The sequence below is a fragment of the Bradyrhizobium sp. USDA 4501 genome, from assembly GCF_054062115.1.
Map to the genome: position 1 here is coordinate 2,412,921 of NZ_JBSSEX010000001.1, position 15,407 is coordinate 2,428,327.

A 15,407-nucleotide genomic window follows, 5' to 3' on the forward strand; every position below is an offset into this window, starting at 1 on the left:
GATTACTTCTTCTTGTCGCCACCGGCGGGAGCCTTGGCACCCGCGGCCGGAGCCGCAGCACCCGCAGCCGGAGCCGCCGCAGCGGCCGGAGCTGCAGCACCCGCGGCCGGAGCAGCGCCACCGGCAGCAGCCGCAGCCGCAGCTTTCTGCTCTTCGGCGTAGCCGGACGGCGGCACGAGGGTGACCAGGGTCGCGTCCTCGCGGGTCAGCGACTTCACGCCCTTGGGCAGCTTGATGTCGGTGAGATGCAGCGAGTGGCTGATCTCGAGGCTGCCGACGTCGGCTTCGATGTATTGCGGAATGTTGTCGACCGCGCATTCGAGCTCGAGCGCGTGGGTGACGATGTTCACGGTGCCGCCGCGCTTGACGCCGGGGGCAGTTTCGGCGTTCACGACGTGCAGCGGCACGCTGACGCGGATGGTGGCGCCTTCGCCGAGCCGCATGAAGTCGACATGGACCGGGAAGTCCTTCACCGGGTCGAGGTGGTAGTCGCGCGGAATCACGCGATGCTTCTTGCCCTCGAGATCGATGTCGAACAGCGTGGTGAGGAACCGGCCCGCCAGGATGCGCTGGCGCAGTTCACGGTCGTCGACCGAGATGGTGACGGGGGGCTGGTTGTCTCCGTAGATCACTCCGGGAACTCTCCCGGCGCGACGCTCTGCCCGGGCGGCCCCCTTGCCGCTCTTCGGACGCGCGGTCGCCTTCAATTCCTTGACGGTCGCCATAGCGTTAAGTCCTTGTATTTAAAAAGTTAAAGGCCGCAGCGCGGCCCATGCTCAGGTCCACAGCAAGCCTCCAGGGGTGCGGGGGCCGCGGACGTGGCGGGCTTTTAGCCCCAAAGGGCCGAAATGACAAGGAAATGAAGGGATTTTTCTCGGGTTACCGAGCGAGGATCGTAGCCCGGATGGAGCGAAGCGAAATCCGGGACCACTGCCTCCGCGGGCCGGCCCCGGATTGCGCTTCGCTCCATCCGGGCTACGGGACTGCGCTCCGGGCCGTATCAGCCGGCCGTACCGCCGAGCTTGGCCTCCAGCGCCGCGATCCTCGCCTTCAGCGCCTCGTTCTCCTCGCGCGCCAGGCGGGCCATGTCCTTGACCGCGTCGAATTCCTCGCGCTTCACCACGTCGAGGTCGCGCAGGATCCGTTCCGCCTGGTTGCGCATGACCGTGTCGACCTCGCGCTTGACGCCCTGGGCGGCGCCCGCGGCATCGTTCATCAGACGGCCGATCTCATCGAAAAACCGGTTGCTGGTCTGGGTCATTTCGCAAAACTCTCCGCGTTCACTGCCTCGCGCCAAAGACAATGGCGATCTCAGCCATCCGGTTCAAGTCCGCCGCGAATGGCAGGCCTCCTGAGGCTTGCCTTGTCATGCTCCGGTTTCCTTGCAATCGTATGAACTCACAACAGAAATCGCACACATAACGCGAGCAGAAGCGCCATGATCGACCAGACCGTCGAGATCCCGACCAAGGACGGCAAGACCACCACCTTCATCACCCATCCCGAGCGCGGCGGCCCCTTCCCCGTCGTCATCTTCTACATGGACGCGCCGGCGATCCGCGAGGAGCTGCGCGACATGGCGCGCCGGCTCGGCACGTCAGGCTATTATGTGATGCTGCCCAATTTGTATTACCGCGCCGGCGTGATGGAGCTCGGCCCGATCAATCCCGATCCGGAATCGCCCGAGCGCAAGCGCATGTTCGAGCTGATGCACTCGCTCAACATCCCGCTGGTGATGGAAGACACCAAGGGCCTGCTCGCCTATGCCGAGACGCAGAAGGCCGCCAACACCAGGATCATCGGCACTGTCGGCTATTGCATGAGCGGCCGCTATGCGGTGAACGCGGCGACGCATTTCGGCGATCGCGTGAAGGCCGCCGCCTCGGTCTACGGCACGCATCTGGCGACCGACCAGCCCGACAGTCCGCATCTTGCCGCGCAAAAGACAAAGGCCGAACTCTATTTCGCCTGCGCCGAGACCGATATCTACGCGCCACAGGACATCATCGAGCAGGTGAAGGCCGGCATGAAGGGATCGAACAACGAGGTCGAGATCTATCCCGGCACGCATCACGGCTTTGCGTTCCCCAAGCGTCCGGTCTATGACCGCGACGCCGCCGAACGCCATTGGGAGCGGCTCCTCGCGCTTTACCGGCGCAACCTCGTGGGCTGAGCCTCAAGACGCACGATGCCGTTCCTGCTGATCGACTTTCCGGTGTTCAATCCCGTCGCGCTCTCGCTCGGGCCGATCGTGATCCGCTGGTATGCGCTGGCCTATATCGTCGGCATCGTGCTGGGCTGGATCTACGCCCGCTCGCTGATCAAGAAGGAACGGCTGTGGGGCGGCCCGGCGCCGATCACGATGCCGCAGCTCGACGATTTCATCCTCTGGGTCACCATCGGCATCATCGTCGGCGGCCGCACCGGCTATGTGCTGTTCTACAATTTGCCCTTCTTCATCGCGCATCCGGCCGAAATCCTCGAATTGTGGAAGGGCGGCATGTCGTTCCACGGCGGCTTCCTCGGCTGCGTCGCCGCGGTGATGCTGTTTGCCCGCCGCAACAACATCCCGATCCTGTCGCTCGGTGACATCACCACCGCGGTCGCGCCGATCGGGCTGTTCCTCGGCCGGCTTGCCAATTTCATCAACAGCGAATTATGGGGCCGTCACGCCGATCCGAGCCTGCCCTGGGCCATGATCTTCCCTAATGGCGGGCCGCTGCCGCGGCATCCGAGCCAGCTCTACGAGGCCGGGCTCGAGGGCATCGTGCTGTTCGCGGCGCTGGCGATCATGATCCGGATGGGTGCGCTCAAGCGTCCCGGCCTGATCCTCGGCAGCTTCATCACGATCTATGGCGTTGCCCGAATCATCGGCGAGCACTTCAGGGAGCCCGACCCGCAACTCGGATTCCTGTGGGGCGGACTAACCATGGGCATGCTGCTGTCGGTGCCAATGATCATCGTGGGCGTTATCATCATCACGGCCGCCGTCCGCCGCAGGGCGAACGGTCCGGCACCGAGTTCAACCTGAACAAGTTCAATCCAAAGCAAGTGCAATCCAAGGAAGGCCGTGAACGAACCCTCCCCGCTGCTGGATGAGATCAGGAAGCTGATCAAGCTGTCCGGGCCGATGCCTGTCTGGCGCTACATGGAATTGTGCCTGATGCATCCGCGGTACGGCTACTATCTGTCGCGTGATCCGCTCGGCCGCGAGGGCGATTTCACCACGGCGCCCGAGGTCAGCCAGATGTTCGGCGAACTGCTCGGGCTGTGGAGCGCCTCGATCTGGCGCGCGATCGGCTCGCCGGAGACGTTCCGCCTGATCGAGCTCGGGCCCGGCCGCGGCACCATGATGTCCGACGCGCTGCGTGCGCTGCGCGTGCTGCCGCCGCTCTACCAGTCGCTCAGCATCCACCTCGTCGAGGTCAACCCGGTGCTGCGCGAGAAGCAGTACGCCACGCTGACGGGCGTGCGCAACATCACCTGGCACGATAGCATCGACGACGTGCCCGAGGGACCGGCGGTGATCCTCGCCAACGAATATTTCGACGTGCTGCCGATCCACCAGATGGTCCGCCGCGAGACCGGCTGGCACGAGCGGACGGTCGGGATGGATGCCAATGGCAACCTGTATTTCGCGCCCGCGCCAGAGCCGACACCGCATTTCGAGGTGCTGCTGCCGCCGCTGGTGCGCGCCGCGCCACTCGGGGCAGTGTTCGAATGGCGGCCCGACAACGAGATCATGAAGCTCGCCACGCGGCTGCGCGACCAGGACGGCGCCGCGCTGATCATCGATTACGGCCATCTGCGCAGCGACGCCGGCGACACCTTCCAGGCGATCGCGCGCCACAGCTTCGCCGACCCGCTGAAGAACCCCGGACAGGCCGACGTGACCGCGCATGTCGATTTCCAGGCCCTGGCGCGGGCCGCCGAGGATGTCGGCGCGCGCGTCCACGGACCGGCGACGCAGGGCGACTTCCTCAAGCGTCTCGGCGTCGAGGCCCGTGCCGCCGGGCTGATGGCGAAAGCAAGCCCCGAAGTCTCCGCCGACGTTGCCGGTGCGCTGAAGCGGCTGACCGATTCCGGGCGCGGCGGGATGGGCTCGATGTTCAAGGTCATGGCCATCTCCGACCCGCGCCTCACCTCGATCGCCGGATTGAGCGATCAGCCTGACGAGACCGAACAATGACATTGGGATCACCGCTGCTGTCGGCCATTCCGGGCCTGCGCCATGCCTTCTTCTCGCGCGAGGGCGGCGTGTCGGAGGGCATCTATGCCGCGCTGAATGGCGGGCTCGGCTCGCGTGACGATCCAGCCAAGGTCGCGGAGAACCGGCGGCGGATGGCGGCGCAGCTCGGCGTGCCGCTCGATCACCTCGTCAGCGTGCATCAGGTTCACTCGCCTGACGTCGTGGCCGTGACCGGTCCATGGAATGGCGCCGCGCGCCCGAAGGCGGACGCGCTCGTCACCCGCACCGAGGGCCTTGCGATATCGGTCACGACGGCCGACTGCGGCCCAATCCTGTTCGTCGATCCCAATGCGCGGGTGATCGGCGCGGCGCATGCCGGCTGGAAGGGCGCGCTGACCGGCGTGCTGGAATCGACCATCGACGCGATGGAGAAGCTCGGCGCCGAGCGCGGCGGCATCGTCGCCGCCATCGGCCCGCTGATCCGCAAGGAATCCTACGAGGTCGGCAACGAATTCGTCGAACGCTTCATCGAGGCCGATGCGGAGAACGGCATGTTCTTCATGCCCGCCGAACGCGACGGACACGCGATGTTCGATCTTGCCGGCTTCATCCGCATGCGGCTGGAAAATGCCGGCGTGCTGATGATCGACGATCTCGGCATCGACACCTATTCCGACGAGCGCTGCTTCAGCTACCGCCGCTCCGTGCACCGCAAGGAAGCCGATTACGGCCGACTCGTTCACGCCATCGCGCTGGAAGGCTGACGCCGGGCATCCAACGCGTTTTCCCGCGAAGTGGATACCGGTTCGCGGTGAAGAAAACGCGTCAAGATAAAATCTGGCGATTTTTGTGCGACAAGCGTCTTGACTCTCCACCTGCTGGAGACCGGACAAGCGGCGCATGACACAACGCACCTACAGCATCGGCGAGGCGGCACGGCTCAGCGGAATTTCCGTCCGCAAGCTCCGCTTCTATTCGGACCAGGGGTTGCTGCCGCCGGCCGGCCGCACCGCGAGCGGCTATCGCGTCTTCACCGACGACGAACTGGTTCGCCTCGACCTGATCCGCTGTCTGCGCGATGCGGGGCTCGGTCTCGATGCTATCCGCGAGGTCCTGACCAAGGAACTCTCGCTGGTCGAGGCGCTGCAGCTTCGCCTCGAGACGCTGGAAGCGGAGATCGCGGCACAGCGCCGCGTCGCCTCGGCCCTGCGGGCTGCGTTGCGTTCACCGCAACTCACCGAAGCAGACTTGAGGAGATTTTTGACCATGACGCAGCTGTCCCGCGCCGAGCGCCGCAACGTCGTCGAACGCTTTTTCGAGAAGGTGTCCGACGGTATCAACATCGACCGGAAATGGATCCGGCAGATGATCGAGACCAGCGTGCCCGAATTGCCCGACGAGCCGACGCCCGAGCAGTGCGATGCCTGGATCGAGCTTTCGGAGATGCTCAACGACCCTTCCCTCGTCGCCAACATCCGCGCCAACGCGGAGGACGTCTGGAATCACCACGTGCTGGATCTCACCGCCTGGCAAGCGGCCAACGAAACCGTGCTGGCGAGAGCCAAGGAGATTATCGCGACCGACCTCGGCCCGACGTCGGAGGTGGGCCAGGCGCTGGCCCGCGACTGGCTGGAAACATCGGCGCGATTGCTGAAGCGAAAACCTGATCTGGAATTCCGCAACTGGATCCGCGGCAAATATGCCCTGCACGACGCCCGTGCGGCGCGCTATTGGGAGCTCGTCGCCATCATGCGCGGGCAATCGCCGGACGCGAGCCCGAACCGCGAATGGGCCTGGATCACTGCAGCCATGCGGCACCATCTCTCTGACTGAGCAGGGAAATCCGAAACCTCGCGGCGCGCCGCCCGGATCGGTTAAGCGCTGTGGCCGTCCTGCCCTAGACGTTAAGCCGTTTTAACGATATCGCAGGACGCAATGAGGGAAGCGTCGAACCGCCAGTTTCAAACTGGGACAGCCGTGCGTGCCGCGATCGCATGCTCGTGGCTCGCGATCGCGTGCGCGCTTGGCGGCTGCGCGGCCGGCGGCAACGTGGCCGATTCCTACGCCATGGCCACGCCGGCAAGCAGCGGCGCAACGGTTGCGTTCGAATCGATCGACGGCCCGCCGCCCCAGGTGTTCGACCGCATGGTCGGCGTGCTCGACAGCGAGTCCAAGCTGCGCAGCCTGTCGATCGTGTCGCGCCAGGGCGCTGCCGCCTATCGCGTGCGCAGCTATCTGTCGGCTCAGGTGGTGCGCGGCCGCACCATGATCGCGTGGGTGTGGGACGTCTACGACAGCAACCAGCAACGCGCGCTGCGGCTCTCCGGCGAGGAGCCCGCCGGCAAGGCCGGCCGCGACGCGTGGGCCGCCGCCGACGACCTGGTGCTGCGCAAGATCGCCCAGGCCGGCCTCAGCGGCCTGTCCGGCATGATCAATGGCGGCCCGGCGGACGGCTCCGCGCCCGCCCCGGCACCGGACCTCCGCGGGCCCACGGTGGCAAGCGCCCCGGCCGCCGCCGCGCCCGAGACCGTGGCGCTCGGCTATTCCGCCGACTAAACCCCGTTATCGCCCGGGGAAATGCGTTTTTTGCCCAGGAAAACGGCGGCCAAGCCCGGCTAATGGGTTGCCATCGGATGCGCCTGCCTGATATTCCCTCGCGCACCGAAAACCCGCCGGTTCTGTAAGGACTTGAGATGCTGAACGTCGTATCCAGCAAGGCGCGGGGGGAAGCATCGATGTCGGCAAAGAACGGATCAATCAAACTCGTCGCCGGCAACTCCAATCCTGCGCTGGCGCAGGACATCGCCAAGGGACTTGGCATCGAACTGACCAAGGCCGTGGTCCGGCGCTTCGCCGACATGGAGATCTTCGTCGAGATCCAGGAGAACGTCCGCGGCTCGGACATGTTCATCCTGCAGTCGACGTCGTTTCCGGCCAACGACAATCTGATGGAACTGTTGATCATCACCGACGCGCTGCGCCGCTCCTCGGCGCGCCGCATCACCGCGGTGGTGCCCTATTTCGGTTATGCCAGGCAGGATCGCAGGTCCGGCTCGCGTACGCCGATCTCGGCCAAGCTGGTCGCCAACCTGATCTCGCACGCCGGCGTCGACCGCGTCATGACGCTCGACCTGCATGCCGGCCAGATCCAGGGCTTCTTCGACATCCCGACCGACAACCTGTTCGCGGCGCCCCTGATGGTGCGCGACATCAAAGAAAAGTTCGACCTCGCCAAGGTGATGGTGGTGTCGCCCGACGTCGGCGGCGTGGCGCGTGCCCGCGGCCTCGCCAAGCGCATCAACACCCCGCTCGCCATCGTCGACAAGCGCCGCGAGCGCCCCGGCGAGTCCGAGGTGATGAACGTGATCGGCGACGTCGCCGGCTACAACTGCATCCTGGTCGACGACATCGTCGATTCCGGCGGCACTCTGGTGAATGCGGCCGAGGCGCTGATCGCGCACGGCGCCAAGGAAGTCTCGGCCTACATCACCCACGGCGTGCTGTCCGGCGGCGCCGCCGCGCGCATCGCCTCGTCGCGTCTGAAGGAACTGGTCATCACCGACTCGATCCTGCCGACGGAAGCCGTCAACAAGGCACCGAACATCCGCCAGATCTCGATCGCCGGACTGATTGCCGAAGCGATCGGCCGCACCGCGGCGGAAGAGTCGGTTTCCAGCCTGTTCGATTAAGCCCCACTGTCGTCCCGGCGAAAGCCGGGATCCATAACCACAGGCCTCCATTGTGGAGAGCCACTGTGGCCCCAGCTTTCGTGACAACAAACATTCGTGGTTATGGGTCCCTGCCTTCGTGTTCGGTCCCGTGTGATTGGCGAGGGCCTGGATTGGCGCCAGGTAGCCGAGGCATTTGAGGCGGGTCCGATTGTAGTCGTGGACGAACTTGGCGATGAAGGTGTCGCGGTCGGCGTGGTTGACAAAGGTACGGCGCGCGCTGCCCCGTTTGTGTTCGCGGCCGATGGCTTCGGCGATGCGCCGGTTGAAGCGTTCGACGAGGCCGTTGGTTTGCGGGTGGTAGGGCTTGGTCAGGCGATGCTCGATTGCGCGCTGCTTGCAGAGCCGATCAAAGGGGTGGTCGCCGGAAGGCTTCCCGACCGGTTTGTTCTTCTTGTCGACGGCGAAGCGGTCGGTGAACTCGGCTCCGTTGTCGGTCAGGATGGTGTGAACACCGTGCGGAAAGTCGGCCAGGAAGCGTTCGAGGAAGCCGGTCGCGGTCGTTCCGTCTCGCCTGGAATGGATCTCGACGAAGACGTATCGGGTGGCGCGATCGATCGCGACAAAGGCATAACTGGTGCGGCGTTGCAGCGCGGGCAGATACTTCACGTCGATATGAATGAAGCCGATACTGGCATTCTCGAAAGACGCCGGCCCTGGGCTTGTCAGGCTTGGCAAGCCGGCTGATGCCGTTGCGCTGCAGGCAGCGGTGGATCGCGCTGCGGGACAGCTTGGCATTGATGCACCGCTGCATCACCTCGACGATATCGTCCAGCGGCAGCTGCAGCGATGTCCGCAGCTCACACACTGCCCGTTCCTCAAGGGCGGACAGGCTGGTCGTGAGGTGCTTCGGCCGATGCGAGCGATCCTCGACCGTGCTGCGACCGCGCCAGCGATAGATTGTGGTCTCGCTGACCCCCAGCTCGGCCGCCAATTGGGCGACCGACTTCCTGCTGCGCTGGATGTAGGCACGCGTCTTCGGTGTCGTCGTGGCGTTCGCATGCAGGCTCAGTTCCATGACGCGAAGCGCTCCATGATAAAAGCCACGCCTCGTTCTACACCGATTCCATCCAACCAATCAGCAGGGACCAAACACCTTCGCAGGGACGACACCAAGTATGTGGCGCCAGACGCGTTAGAACCCCGGCCGTGGAACGTGGCTCATCAGCGTCCGCGCATAGCCGCCATCGACGATGATCTCCTCACCATTGACGTATGACGAGCGGTCGCTGGCTAGGAACAGGGTCGCGTCCGCCATGTCCTGCGGTGCTCCGATCCGGCGCATCGGCACCACGGCGGTGCGCCGCTCGGTGACCCCTGGCGTGTCGTAGAAGGCCTGGCTCATCGGCGTCACGACAAGGCCGGGGCTCACCACATTGCTGCGGATGCCATGCGGCCCCCATTCGGCGGCGAGTTGCTGCGAGAGCATGACGACCGCGGCCTTGCTGACGCTGTAGGCGCCGCTCTGCCCCTGCGCATTGCTGGCAGCGATCGAGGCGACGTGGATGAGGCTGCCGCGTCCGGCCTTGCGCATCTGGTGGCCGAACGCCTGGGCGCAGATGAAATAGCCGGTGAGATTGACCGCCAGCACCGCATTCCACTCCGCGAGCGGCAGCGTGTCGAGCCCGCCCGGGCGCAGCACCGCCGCGGTGTTGACGAGGATGTCGCAAGCGCCGAGCGTGCGCGCGACGGCGTCGGCGGCTGCCGCGACATTGTCCTCGCTGGTCGTGTCGCAGGTCGCGACGAGATGACCGTCGCCGAACTCGCCAAGCTTTGCCTTGGTCTCCGCGAGGGTGCGCTCGTCGCGATCGAGCGCGGCGACCCTGGCGCCGGCCCGCGCGAAACTGACCGCGGTAGCGCGGCCGATACCGCCGCCTCCGCCGGTGACGACGGCAACGCGGCCCGACAGCCCGAGCCAGTCGGAGGAATGTTGTTCGGTCATGGGGCGCCTCCCGCGCGTTTTGGTTTTATGCCGCAAGCATAACCGAACGCGCCGCGGGCGAGAGCGATCCCGGCACGCATGCCGGAATCGCTTTTCCGCCGATGCTAGCCGGGAATCCCCGCCGCGACCTGGCCGCGCAGACGCTCGAGGCTGAGCAGCGTGTTGGCGCAGGCTTCCGCGACCTCGATCCCCTTGATGACGAAGTGCTTGCGGAAGAACTCGTAATGCACCTCGGTCTCGTGGAATTGCTGCGGCGTCAGCACCGCCGAGAACACCGGCACCTCGGTGCGCAATTGCACATCCATCAACGCCTTGATCACGGTGTCGGCGACGAATTCGTGGCGGTAGATGCCGCCATCGACGACGAGCCCGGCCGCGACGATCGCGGTGTAGCGGCGGGTCTTCGCCAGCAGCTGGGCATGCAGCGGGATCTCGAACGAGCCCGGCACCTCGAACACATCGACATTGGTGATGTGCCTCGCCTCGATCTCCTTCAGGAAGGAGATGCGGCACTCTTCCACCACGTCCCGATGCCAGGACGACTGTACGAAGGCAACACGCTGCGGCTTTGCGAAGTGCGGATGCTCCGGCGTCGGCGGAATGGCCGGCGTATCGGGAGCGCTTTCTGCCTGGGGGGTTTGGACTTGAGAAGCTTGAACGTCTTGGTCTTGCAACATCTGATTCATGGCTTTCCTCTTTCAGGACCAGAATCAGGGCACACGGACAACGACACGAGCCCACGCGAAAATCGCGTTGGCTGCCGCAACCGTTCTCTTTCATCCGGACTGTAACCGTCGGCTTCGGAATTGCACCGAATCTGCTGACCCTTCTCCCGGCTTCGCGGAGGAAGGCGCTCGCGGGCTTGGGCTCATCACCCTTACCGCCGGTGGGGATTTTCACCCCGCCCTGAGAACTCGGCACGCCCGGGATGGACGTGCCTGAGACGAAATATGACCAAAGCGCGACAGCCGGGCAAGGCCTTTGGCATGGGGAAACGGCATGTCCCCATGAGCACGTTGCGGCTCTGCGAGGTTGATGCGAGGGCCCGACAGCTGATTCACAGGCGCGGCGAAGCGCCGGCAAATGGTTAACAAAGCGTTACGCAAACGCTTAGATTCCGATTTGTTCTCAAAATCACAGATGTGGCGGAGATCAGCTGTGGACGATGCGCGCTTTGGCTGTGGACGGACTCGGCGTGCGGTTGCGCGGATTCCGCAAATCACATCACTTCATCGGCGTCAGGTCCAGGGGCATCCGGAAGCCCGCATCAGGAACTGCACTCGGCCACGACGCAGTATGTCGCAAGTGCCGGCTTCCGTGTGCGTATCAAGCGATCATAAGAACAAGGTCCGAGACGGCATGTCCCTCCTCGAAAGCATTATCGATTCCCGGAATAACCCGCTTGCGGTGGTCGAAGATATCGCCACCGACAACAACTGGGCGTTCGAGCGTTCCGGCGAAGACGAGGTGACGATCGTCTCCAAGGGAGACTGGATCGATTATCAGCTCTCGTTCACCTGGATGGGCGAGATCGAGGCGCTGCATCTCGCCTGCGCCTTCGACATGAAGATGCCGCAGGCGCGCCGCGCCGAGGTGCAGCGGCTGGTCGCCGCGATCAACGAACAATTGTGGGTCGGCCATTTCGATCTGTGGACCCACACCGGCATGGTGATGCACCGTCAGGCGCTGGTGCTGCCCGGCGGCCTCACCGCCTCCACCGCGCAGTGCGAGGCCATGGTGGTCAACGCAATCCACGCCTGCGAGCGCTACTACCCGGCGTTCCAGTTCGTGGTGTGGGCCGGCAAGTCGACCGCCGAGGCGATGGCCGCGGCGATGTTCGATACCGAGGGCGAGGCGTAAGGGTTTCGCTCCAGCGCTCCCACACGCTCGGTGTCGTCCCGGCGAAGGCCGGGACCCATACTCCGCGGCCCCTGGGCTTAAGCAAACTGCTTGTGGCTGATCGCGTGCCTCACTAGAACCGCCTGTGGTTATGGGTCCCGGCCTTCGCCGGGACGACGTGAGAGTTTGCGGAGTCACCTGTGAGCACATCCAGCAGCGCACTGACGAATACTTCCGGCACCATCGCGCTCGCGGGCGCGGGCAAGATGGGCGGCGCCATGCTGACCGGCTGGCTCGCGCAGGGCCTTGCACCCGAGCGCGTCGCGGTGATCGACCCGCATCTCTCGCCGGAGATTTCCGCGCTTGCCGCAAAGGGCGTGCGGCTCAATCCGCAGGCGAAGGATCTCGGCACGGTCGACACGCTTGTCGTCGCGGTGAAGCCGCAATCGTTCCGCGACGCCGGCGCCGCACTGAAATCCTTCGTCGGTCCCTCGACACTCGTCGTCTCGATCATGGCCGGCACGACCATGTCAGCGCTGGAAGAGGTTGTCGGCGGCGCGGTGGTGCGCGCGATGCCGAACACGCCGGCAGCGATCGGCCGCGGCATCACCGTCGCTGTACCGTCGAAGCGCGTCACCGCCGCGCAGCGCGCGATGACCGATGCGCTGCTGAAAGCGACCGGGCTCGTCGAATGGGTCGACGATGAGAGCCTGATGGACGCGGTGACCGCGGTCTCCGGCTCGGGCCCTGCCTATGTGTTCCTGCTCGCCGAGGAGCTGGCGCGCGCCGGCGTTGCGGCCGGCCTGCCCGAGCAGCTTGCGACCACGCTGGCGCGGGCGACCATCGCCGGCTCCGGCGAATTGCTGCATCGCTCGGATCTGCCGTCGGCGACCCTGCGGCAGAACGTCACCTCGCCCGGCGGCACCACCGCCGCGGCGCTCGAGGTGCTGATGGCCAATGACGGCATGCAGCCACTGATGACCCGCGCGATTGCCGCCGCGGCAAGGCGCTCAAGGGAATTGGCGAAGTAGCGCATGCACCGTCATTGCCGGGCTTGACCCGGCAATCCATCGAACAAGGACGCTTTCTTCCTTGATGGATGCGCGGGTCAGGCCCGCGCATGACGAGTTCGCCGGACCAACGACACAGGCCGCCTACTGCGCCGAACCCGACGTCCCGGCCAGCCGCTTGTTGAAGCTTTCGACATTGATCAGACCGCGGGCGTGGCGGCCTTCGCCGAGCTTGCGCGTGCCCTCAAAGGCCTCGACCTCGAAGCGGATCACGCGGCGCTCGACCGCGATCACTTTGGAGGTCGTCCGCACGGTGGCGCCGACCAGCGCGGCGGCGAGATGGCGGATATCGACCTCGGTCCCGACCGTGACCCAGCCGGGCTGCAGCGCGGCGCGAATGGCATCGCCCGACGCCATCTCCATTTCGAGGATCATCATCGGCGTCGCATAGACCATCGGCATGCCCGGCACGAAATGCCCGACGGTGCGCTCCGGCGGCACCACGAGCATGCGCTCGGCGCTCATGCCGATCCTGATGAAGTCGCGTGCGTCCATGGATGCCTTGCTCGTCATTCCGGGGCACGCGAAGCGTGAACCCGGAATCTGGAGATTTTGATCGAGATCCCCGGCTCGCGCTAATGCGCGCCCCGCGATGACGCGCTTTCGCGCGTCACTTCTTCGCCGCAGCCGCGCGCTCGACGAACGACTTGCCGCCCTTCATCTTGTGATGCAGCGGCGCTTCGTTGATCTGGATCACGACCGCGTCGGCATCGACGCCGAGATTCTTCACCAGCGCCTGGGTGATGTCGCGCATCATGCCGAGCTTCTGCTCGTCGGTGCGGCCGGCGGCCATGCTCACGGTGATCTCAGGCATTGTTGCTCTCCCTCTTGTTGTCGCCATGGCCGGGCTCCTCCCGGTCATTCACGTCGCCGCGCATCAAACAAGAGGTGGATGCCCGGCACAAGGCCGGGCATGACGTCACAAGCGAATGGCTATCCCCACGCCACGTCATGCCGCGCCAGGACCTCGCGGACCCTGACGACCAGATCGGCCTCCGCGCAGGAGAACTGCGCCGGACGCGTCTCACGCCATTCCTGGTTGGAGGCGATCGCAGCTGCGGCCTTGGCGCCTTCGATCAAATCCTTGATCTGCACCTCGCCGCGCGCCTTCTCGTCCGAGCCCTGGATGATCACGCAGGGCGAGTTGCGGCGATCGGCATATTTGAGCTGGTTGCCCATGTTCTTCGGATTGCCGAGATAGAGCTCGGCGCGGATGCCGGCCTGGCGCAACTGCGCGACCATCTTCTGGTAGTCGGCGACACGATCGCGGTCGAACACGGTGACGACGACAGGGCCGAACTCGGCCCGCGTGTCGAGCTCGCCGAGCATCGTCAGCGCCGCCTGCAGGCGCGACACCCCGATCGAGAAGCCCGTTGCCGGCACCGGCTCGCCGCGGAAGCGCGAGACCAGGCCGTCATAGCGGCCACCGCCACCGACCGAGCCGAATCGCACCGGGCGCCCCTTCTCGTCCTTGGTGTCGAGCAGCAGCTCAACCTCGTAGACCGGGCCGGTGTAGTATTCGAGGCCGCGAACAACGGTGGGATCGATGCGGATGCGATCCGCGCCATAGCCGGACGCCGCGACCAGCTTGGCGATCTCCTCGAGCTCGCTCACGCCGGCCTGACCAACTTCGCTCTTCGCCAGATAGGTCTCCGCCGCAGCAATCGCCTCTCGCCAATCGTCGCGCTGCTGCGTGACGGCCAGGACGATATCGGCATCCGCGGGGCTCAGGTCGGCGCCCTTGGTAAAGTCGCCCTTGCCTTCTTCGCCGCCATCCCATCGTCCGGGACCAAGCAGCTTGCGAACCTCGTCGGCGGGAAATTTGTCCAGCTTGTCGATCGCGCGCAGCACCGTGAGACGGCGGCCCGCATTCTCCTCACCGCCGAGGCCGATCGCCTCGAGCACGCCGTCGAGCACCTTGCGGTTGTTCACCTTCACGACATAGGAGCCGCGCGGAATGCCGAGCGCTTCCATCGTGTCGGCCGCCATCATGCAAATCTCGGCGTCGGCCGCCGGCGTCGCCGAGCCGACCGTGTCGGCGTCGAACTGCATGAACTGGCGGAAGCGGCCGGGACCGGGCTTCTCGTTGCGGAAGACATAGCCAAACCGATACGACCGATAAGGCTTCGGCAGCGCGTCGAAGTTTTCCGCGACGTAGCGCGCCAGCGGCGCGGTGAGGTCGTAGCGCAGCGAGATCCACTGCTCGTCATCGTCCTGGAACGAGAACACGCCCTCGTTGGGACGGTCCTGGTCGGGCAGGAACTTGCCGAGCGCGTCGGTGTATTCCATCGCCGGCGTCTCCACCGGCTCGAAGCCGTAGAGCTCGTAGACGGCGCGGATCTTCTCGACCATCGCCCGCGTGGCATTGATCGCGGCCGGGCCGCGATCTTCCAGCCCGCGCGGCAGGCGCGCCTTCAGTTTCTGGGGTTTCTTGGGTTTCTCGGCCATGTCATGCGCTGCAAGGTCTGTAAGCCGCGGTAGCTTACAAATAGAACGCCGGGTTACCAGCCGAGGCGGCGCGGAGCAAGGTATCCGGCCGCTCTTACCTCGCCCCGCTTGCGGGGAGAGGTCGGAATTCAAGCGTAGCTTGAATTCCGGGTGAGGGGGACTCTCCGCGAGCCCCAATGTAGAGGAAGCCC

General features: G+C 65.3%; 16 protein-coding genes, 1 pseudogene and 1 riboswitch. Of the genes and pseudogenes, 9 read left to right on the forward strand and 8 right to left on the reverse strand.

Annotated features, from left to right (window positions below):
- Positions 1-2 precede the first annotated feature (2 nt).
- Together ACVWZM_RS10800 and ACVWZM_RS10805 are read right to left on the reverse strand one after the other, a co-directional pair.
- A complete protein-coding gene (locus ACVWZM_RS10800; RefSeq protein WP_168856580.1) occupies positions 3-725 on the reverse strand; it encodes a 50S ribosomal protein L25/general stress protein Ctc in 723 nt (240 codons plus the stop codon).
- A gap of 275 nt (positions 726-1,000) precedes the next feature.
- Positions 1,001-1,261 (reverse strand): accessory factor UbiK family protein, encoded by a 261-nt coding sequence (locus ACVWZM_RS10805; protein ID WP_050384261.1) that lies wholly within the window; start codon positions 1,259-1,261, stop codon positions 1,001-1,003.
- 177 nt (positions 1,262-1,438) lie between these two features.
- On the opposite strand from ACVWZM_RS10805, the gene ACVWZM_RS10810 reads away from it, so the two are divergent.
- The 7 genes from ACVWZM_RS10810 (at position 1,439) to ACVWZM_RS10840 (ending at position 7,878) form a co-directional block, all read left to right on the forward strand.
- Positions 1,439-2,173, forward strand: a complete 735-nt coding sequence (locus ACVWZM_RS10810; protein ID WP_168856578.1) for a dienelactone hydrolase family protein — start codon at positions 1,439-1,441, stop codon at positions 2,171-2,173.
- A 15-nt stretch (positions 2,174-2,188) separates the two neighbouring features.
- Positions 2,189-3,031: a prolipoprotein diacylglyceryl transferase gene (gene lgt, locus ACVWZM_RS10815; RefSeq protein WP_229193255.1), complete on the forward strand. Its 843-nt coding sequence runs from the start codon at positions 2,189-2,191 to the stop codon at positions 3,029-3,031.
- Between the two features lie 99 nt (positions 3,032-3,130).
- The gene (locus tag ACVWZM_RS10820) at positions 3,131-4,189 is read left to right on the forward strand and encodes a class I SAM-dependent methyltransferase (RefSeq protein ID WP_168856587.1); all 1,059 of its coding nucleotides are present in this window, start codon (positions 3,131-3,133) and stop codon (positions 4,187-4,189) included.
- Positions 4,186-4,953, forward strand: coding sequence for a peptidoglycan editing factor PgeF (gene pgeF, locus ACVWZM_RS10825; RefSeq protein WP_076825521.1), 768 nt, complete (start codon positions 4,186-4,188; stop codon positions 4,951-4,953). The genes ACVWZM_RS10820 and pgeF overlap by 4 nt, the downstream gene beginning before the upstream one ends.
- A 136-nt stretch (positions 4,954-5,089) precedes the next feature.
- A complete protein-coding gene (locus ACVWZM_RS10830) occupies positions 5,090-6,022 on the forward strand; it encodes a MerR family transcriptional regulator (protein ID WP_057016611.1) in 933 nt (310 codons plus the stop codon).
- Between the two features lie 102 nt (positions 6,023-6,124).
- A complete protein-coding gene (locus ACVWZM_RS10835; protein WP_456853131.1) occupies positions 6,125-6,745 on the forward strand; it encodes a hypothetical protein in 621 nt (206 codons plus the stop codon).
- A 179-nt stretch (positions 6,746-6,924) separates the two neighbouring features.
- Complete coding sequence (locus ACVWZM_RS10840) at positions 6,925-7,878, forward strand: ribose-phosphate pyrophosphokinase (protein ID WP_028344316.1); 954 nt, start codon at positions 6,925-6,927, stop codon at positions 7,876-7,878.
- Positions 7,879-8,091: 213 nt separating this feature from the next.
- On the opposite strand, the pseudogene ACVWZM_RS10845 reads toward ACVWZM_RS10840, so the two are convergent.
- The 3 genes and pseudogenes from ACVWZM_RS10845 to ACVWZM_RS10855 form a co-directional block, all read right to left on the reverse strand.
- Positions 8,092-8,655: pseudogene (locus ACVWZM_RS10845) on the reverse strand (DDE-type integrase/transposase/recombinase); the annotation flags it as partial.
- A gap of 397 nt (positions 8,656-9,052) precedes the next feature.
- Entirely contained in the window at positions 9,053-9,859 is an 807-nt protein-coding gene (locus tag ACVWZM_RS10850) for an SDR family NAD(P)-dependent oxidoreductase (RefSeq protein WP_057016613.1), read from the reverse strand.
- A gap of 104 nt (positions 9,860-9,963) precedes the next feature.
- Positions 9,964-10,545, reverse strand: a complete 582-nt coding sequence (locus ACVWZM_RS10855) for a 6,7-dimethyl-8-ribityllumazine synthase (protein ID WP_057016614.1) — start codon at positions 10,543-10,545, stop codon at positions 9,964-9,966.
- Positions 10,546-10,623: 78 nt separating this feature from the next.
- Positions 10,624-10,777: riboswitch (FMN riboswitch) on the reverse strand.
- 441 nt (positions 10,778-11,218) lie between these two features.
- On the opposite strand from ACVWZM_RS10855, the gene ACVWZM_RS10860 reads away from it, so the two are divergent.
- Together ACVWZM_RS10860 and proC are read left to right on the forward strand one after the other, a co-directional pair.
- Entirely contained in the window at positions 11,219-11,719 is a 501-nt protein-coding gene (locus tag ACVWZM_RS10860) for a type III secretion system chaperone family protein (protein ID WP_016844492.1), read from the forward strand.
- 179 nt (positions 11,720-11,898) lie between these two features.
- Positions 11,899-12,729: a pyrroline-5-carboxylate reductase gene (proC, locus tag ACVWZM_RS10865; RefSeq protein ID WP_057016615.1), complete on the forward strand. Its 831-nt coding sequence runs from the start codon at positions 11,899-11,901 to the stop codon at positions 12,727-12,729.
- Positions 12,730-12,852: 123 nt separating this feature from the next.
- On the opposite strand, the gene ACVWZM_RS10870 is transcribed toward proC, so the two are convergent.
- The 3 genes from ACVWZM_RS10870 to hisS form a co-directional block, all read right to left on the reverse strand.
- Positions 12,853-13,263, reverse strand: coding sequence for a thioesterase family protein (locus tag ACVWZM_RS10870; protein ID WP_057016658.1), 411 nt, complete (start codon positions 13,261-13,263; stop codon positions 12,853-12,855).
- 115 nt (positions 13,264-13,378) lie between these two features.
- Complete coding sequence (locus ACVWZM_RS10875; RefSeq protein WP_018269806.1) at positions 13,379-13,582, reverse strand: tautomerase family protein; 204 nt, start codon at positions 13,580-13,582, stop codon at positions 13,379-13,381.
- 119 nt (positions 13,583-13,701) lie between these two features.
- Complete coding sequence (gene hisS, locus ACVWZM_RS10880; RefSeq protein ID WP_057016616.1) at positions 13,702-15,216, reverse strand: histidine--tRNA ligase; 1,515 nt, start codon at positions 15,214-15,216, stop codon at positions 13,702-13,704.
- Positions 15,217-15,407 lie beyond the last annotated feature (191 nt).

Excerpts from the sequence above, each read along its gene's own strand:
- hisS (WP_057016616.1), bottom strand. The coding sequence starts at position 15,216 with ATGGCCGAGAAACCCAAGAAACCCCAGAAACTGAAGGCGCGCCTGCCG.
- pgeF (WP_076825521.1), top strand. The coding sequence starts at position 4,186 with ATGACATTGGGATCACCGCTGCTGTCGGCCATTCCGGGCCTGCGCCAT.
- ACVWZM_RS10820 (WP_168856587.1), top strand. The coding sequence starts at position 3,131 with ATGCCTGTCTGGCGCTACATGGAATTGTGCCTGATGCATCCGCGGTAC.
- ACVWZM_RS10860 (WP_016844492.1), top strand. The coding sequence starts at position 11,219 with ATGTCCCTCCTCGAAAGCATTATCGATTCCCGGAATAACCCGCTTGCG.
- ACVWZM_RS10835 (WP_456853131.1), top strand. The coding sequence starts at position 6,125 with ATGAGGGAAGCGTCGAACCGCCAGTTTCAAACTGGGACAGCCGTGCGT.
- ACVWZM_RS10870 (WP_057016658.1), bottom strand. The coding sequence starts at position 13,263 with ATGGACGCACGCGACTTCATCAGGATCGGCATGAGCGCCGAGCGCATG.
- ACVWZM_RS10800 (WP_168856580.1), bottom strand. The coding sequence starts at position 725 with ATGGCGACCGTCAAGGAATTGAAGGCGACCGCGCGTCCGAAGAGCGGC.
- ACVWZM_RS10810 (WP_168856578.1), top strand. The coding sequence starts at position 1,439 with ATGATCGACCAGACCGTCGAGATCCCGACCAAGGACGGCAAGACCACC.
- ACVWZM_RS10875 (WP_018269806.1), bottom strand. The coding sequence starts at position 13,582 with ATGCCTGAGATCACCGTGAGCATGGCCGCCGGCCGCACCGACGAGCAG.
- ACVWZM_RS10855 (WP_057016614.1), bottom strand. The coding sequence starts at position 10,545 with ATGAATCAGATGTTGCAAGACCAAGACGTTCAAGCTTCTCAAGTCCAA.
- ACVWZM_RS10830 (WP_057016611.1), top strand. The coding sequence starts at position 5,090 with ATGACACAACGCACCTACAGCATCGGCGAGGCGGCACGGCTCAGCGGA.
- lgt (WP_229193255.1), top strand. The coding sequence starts at position 2,189 with ATGCCGTTCCTGCTGATCGACTTTCCGGTGTTCAATCCCGTCGCGCTC.
- ACVWZM_RS10850 (WP_057016613.1), bottom strand. The coding sequence starts at position 9,859 with ATGACCGAACAACATTCCTCCGACTGGCTCGGGCTGTCGGGCCGCGTT.
- ACVWZM_RS10805 (WP_050384261.1), bottom strand. The coding sequence starts at position 1,261 with ATGACCCAGACCAGCAACCGGTTTTTCGATGAGATCGGCCGTCTGATG.
- ACVWZM_RS10840 (WP_028344316.1), top strand. The coding sequence starts at position 6,925 with ATGTCGGCAAAGAACGGATCAATCAAACTCGTCGCCGGCAACTCCAAT.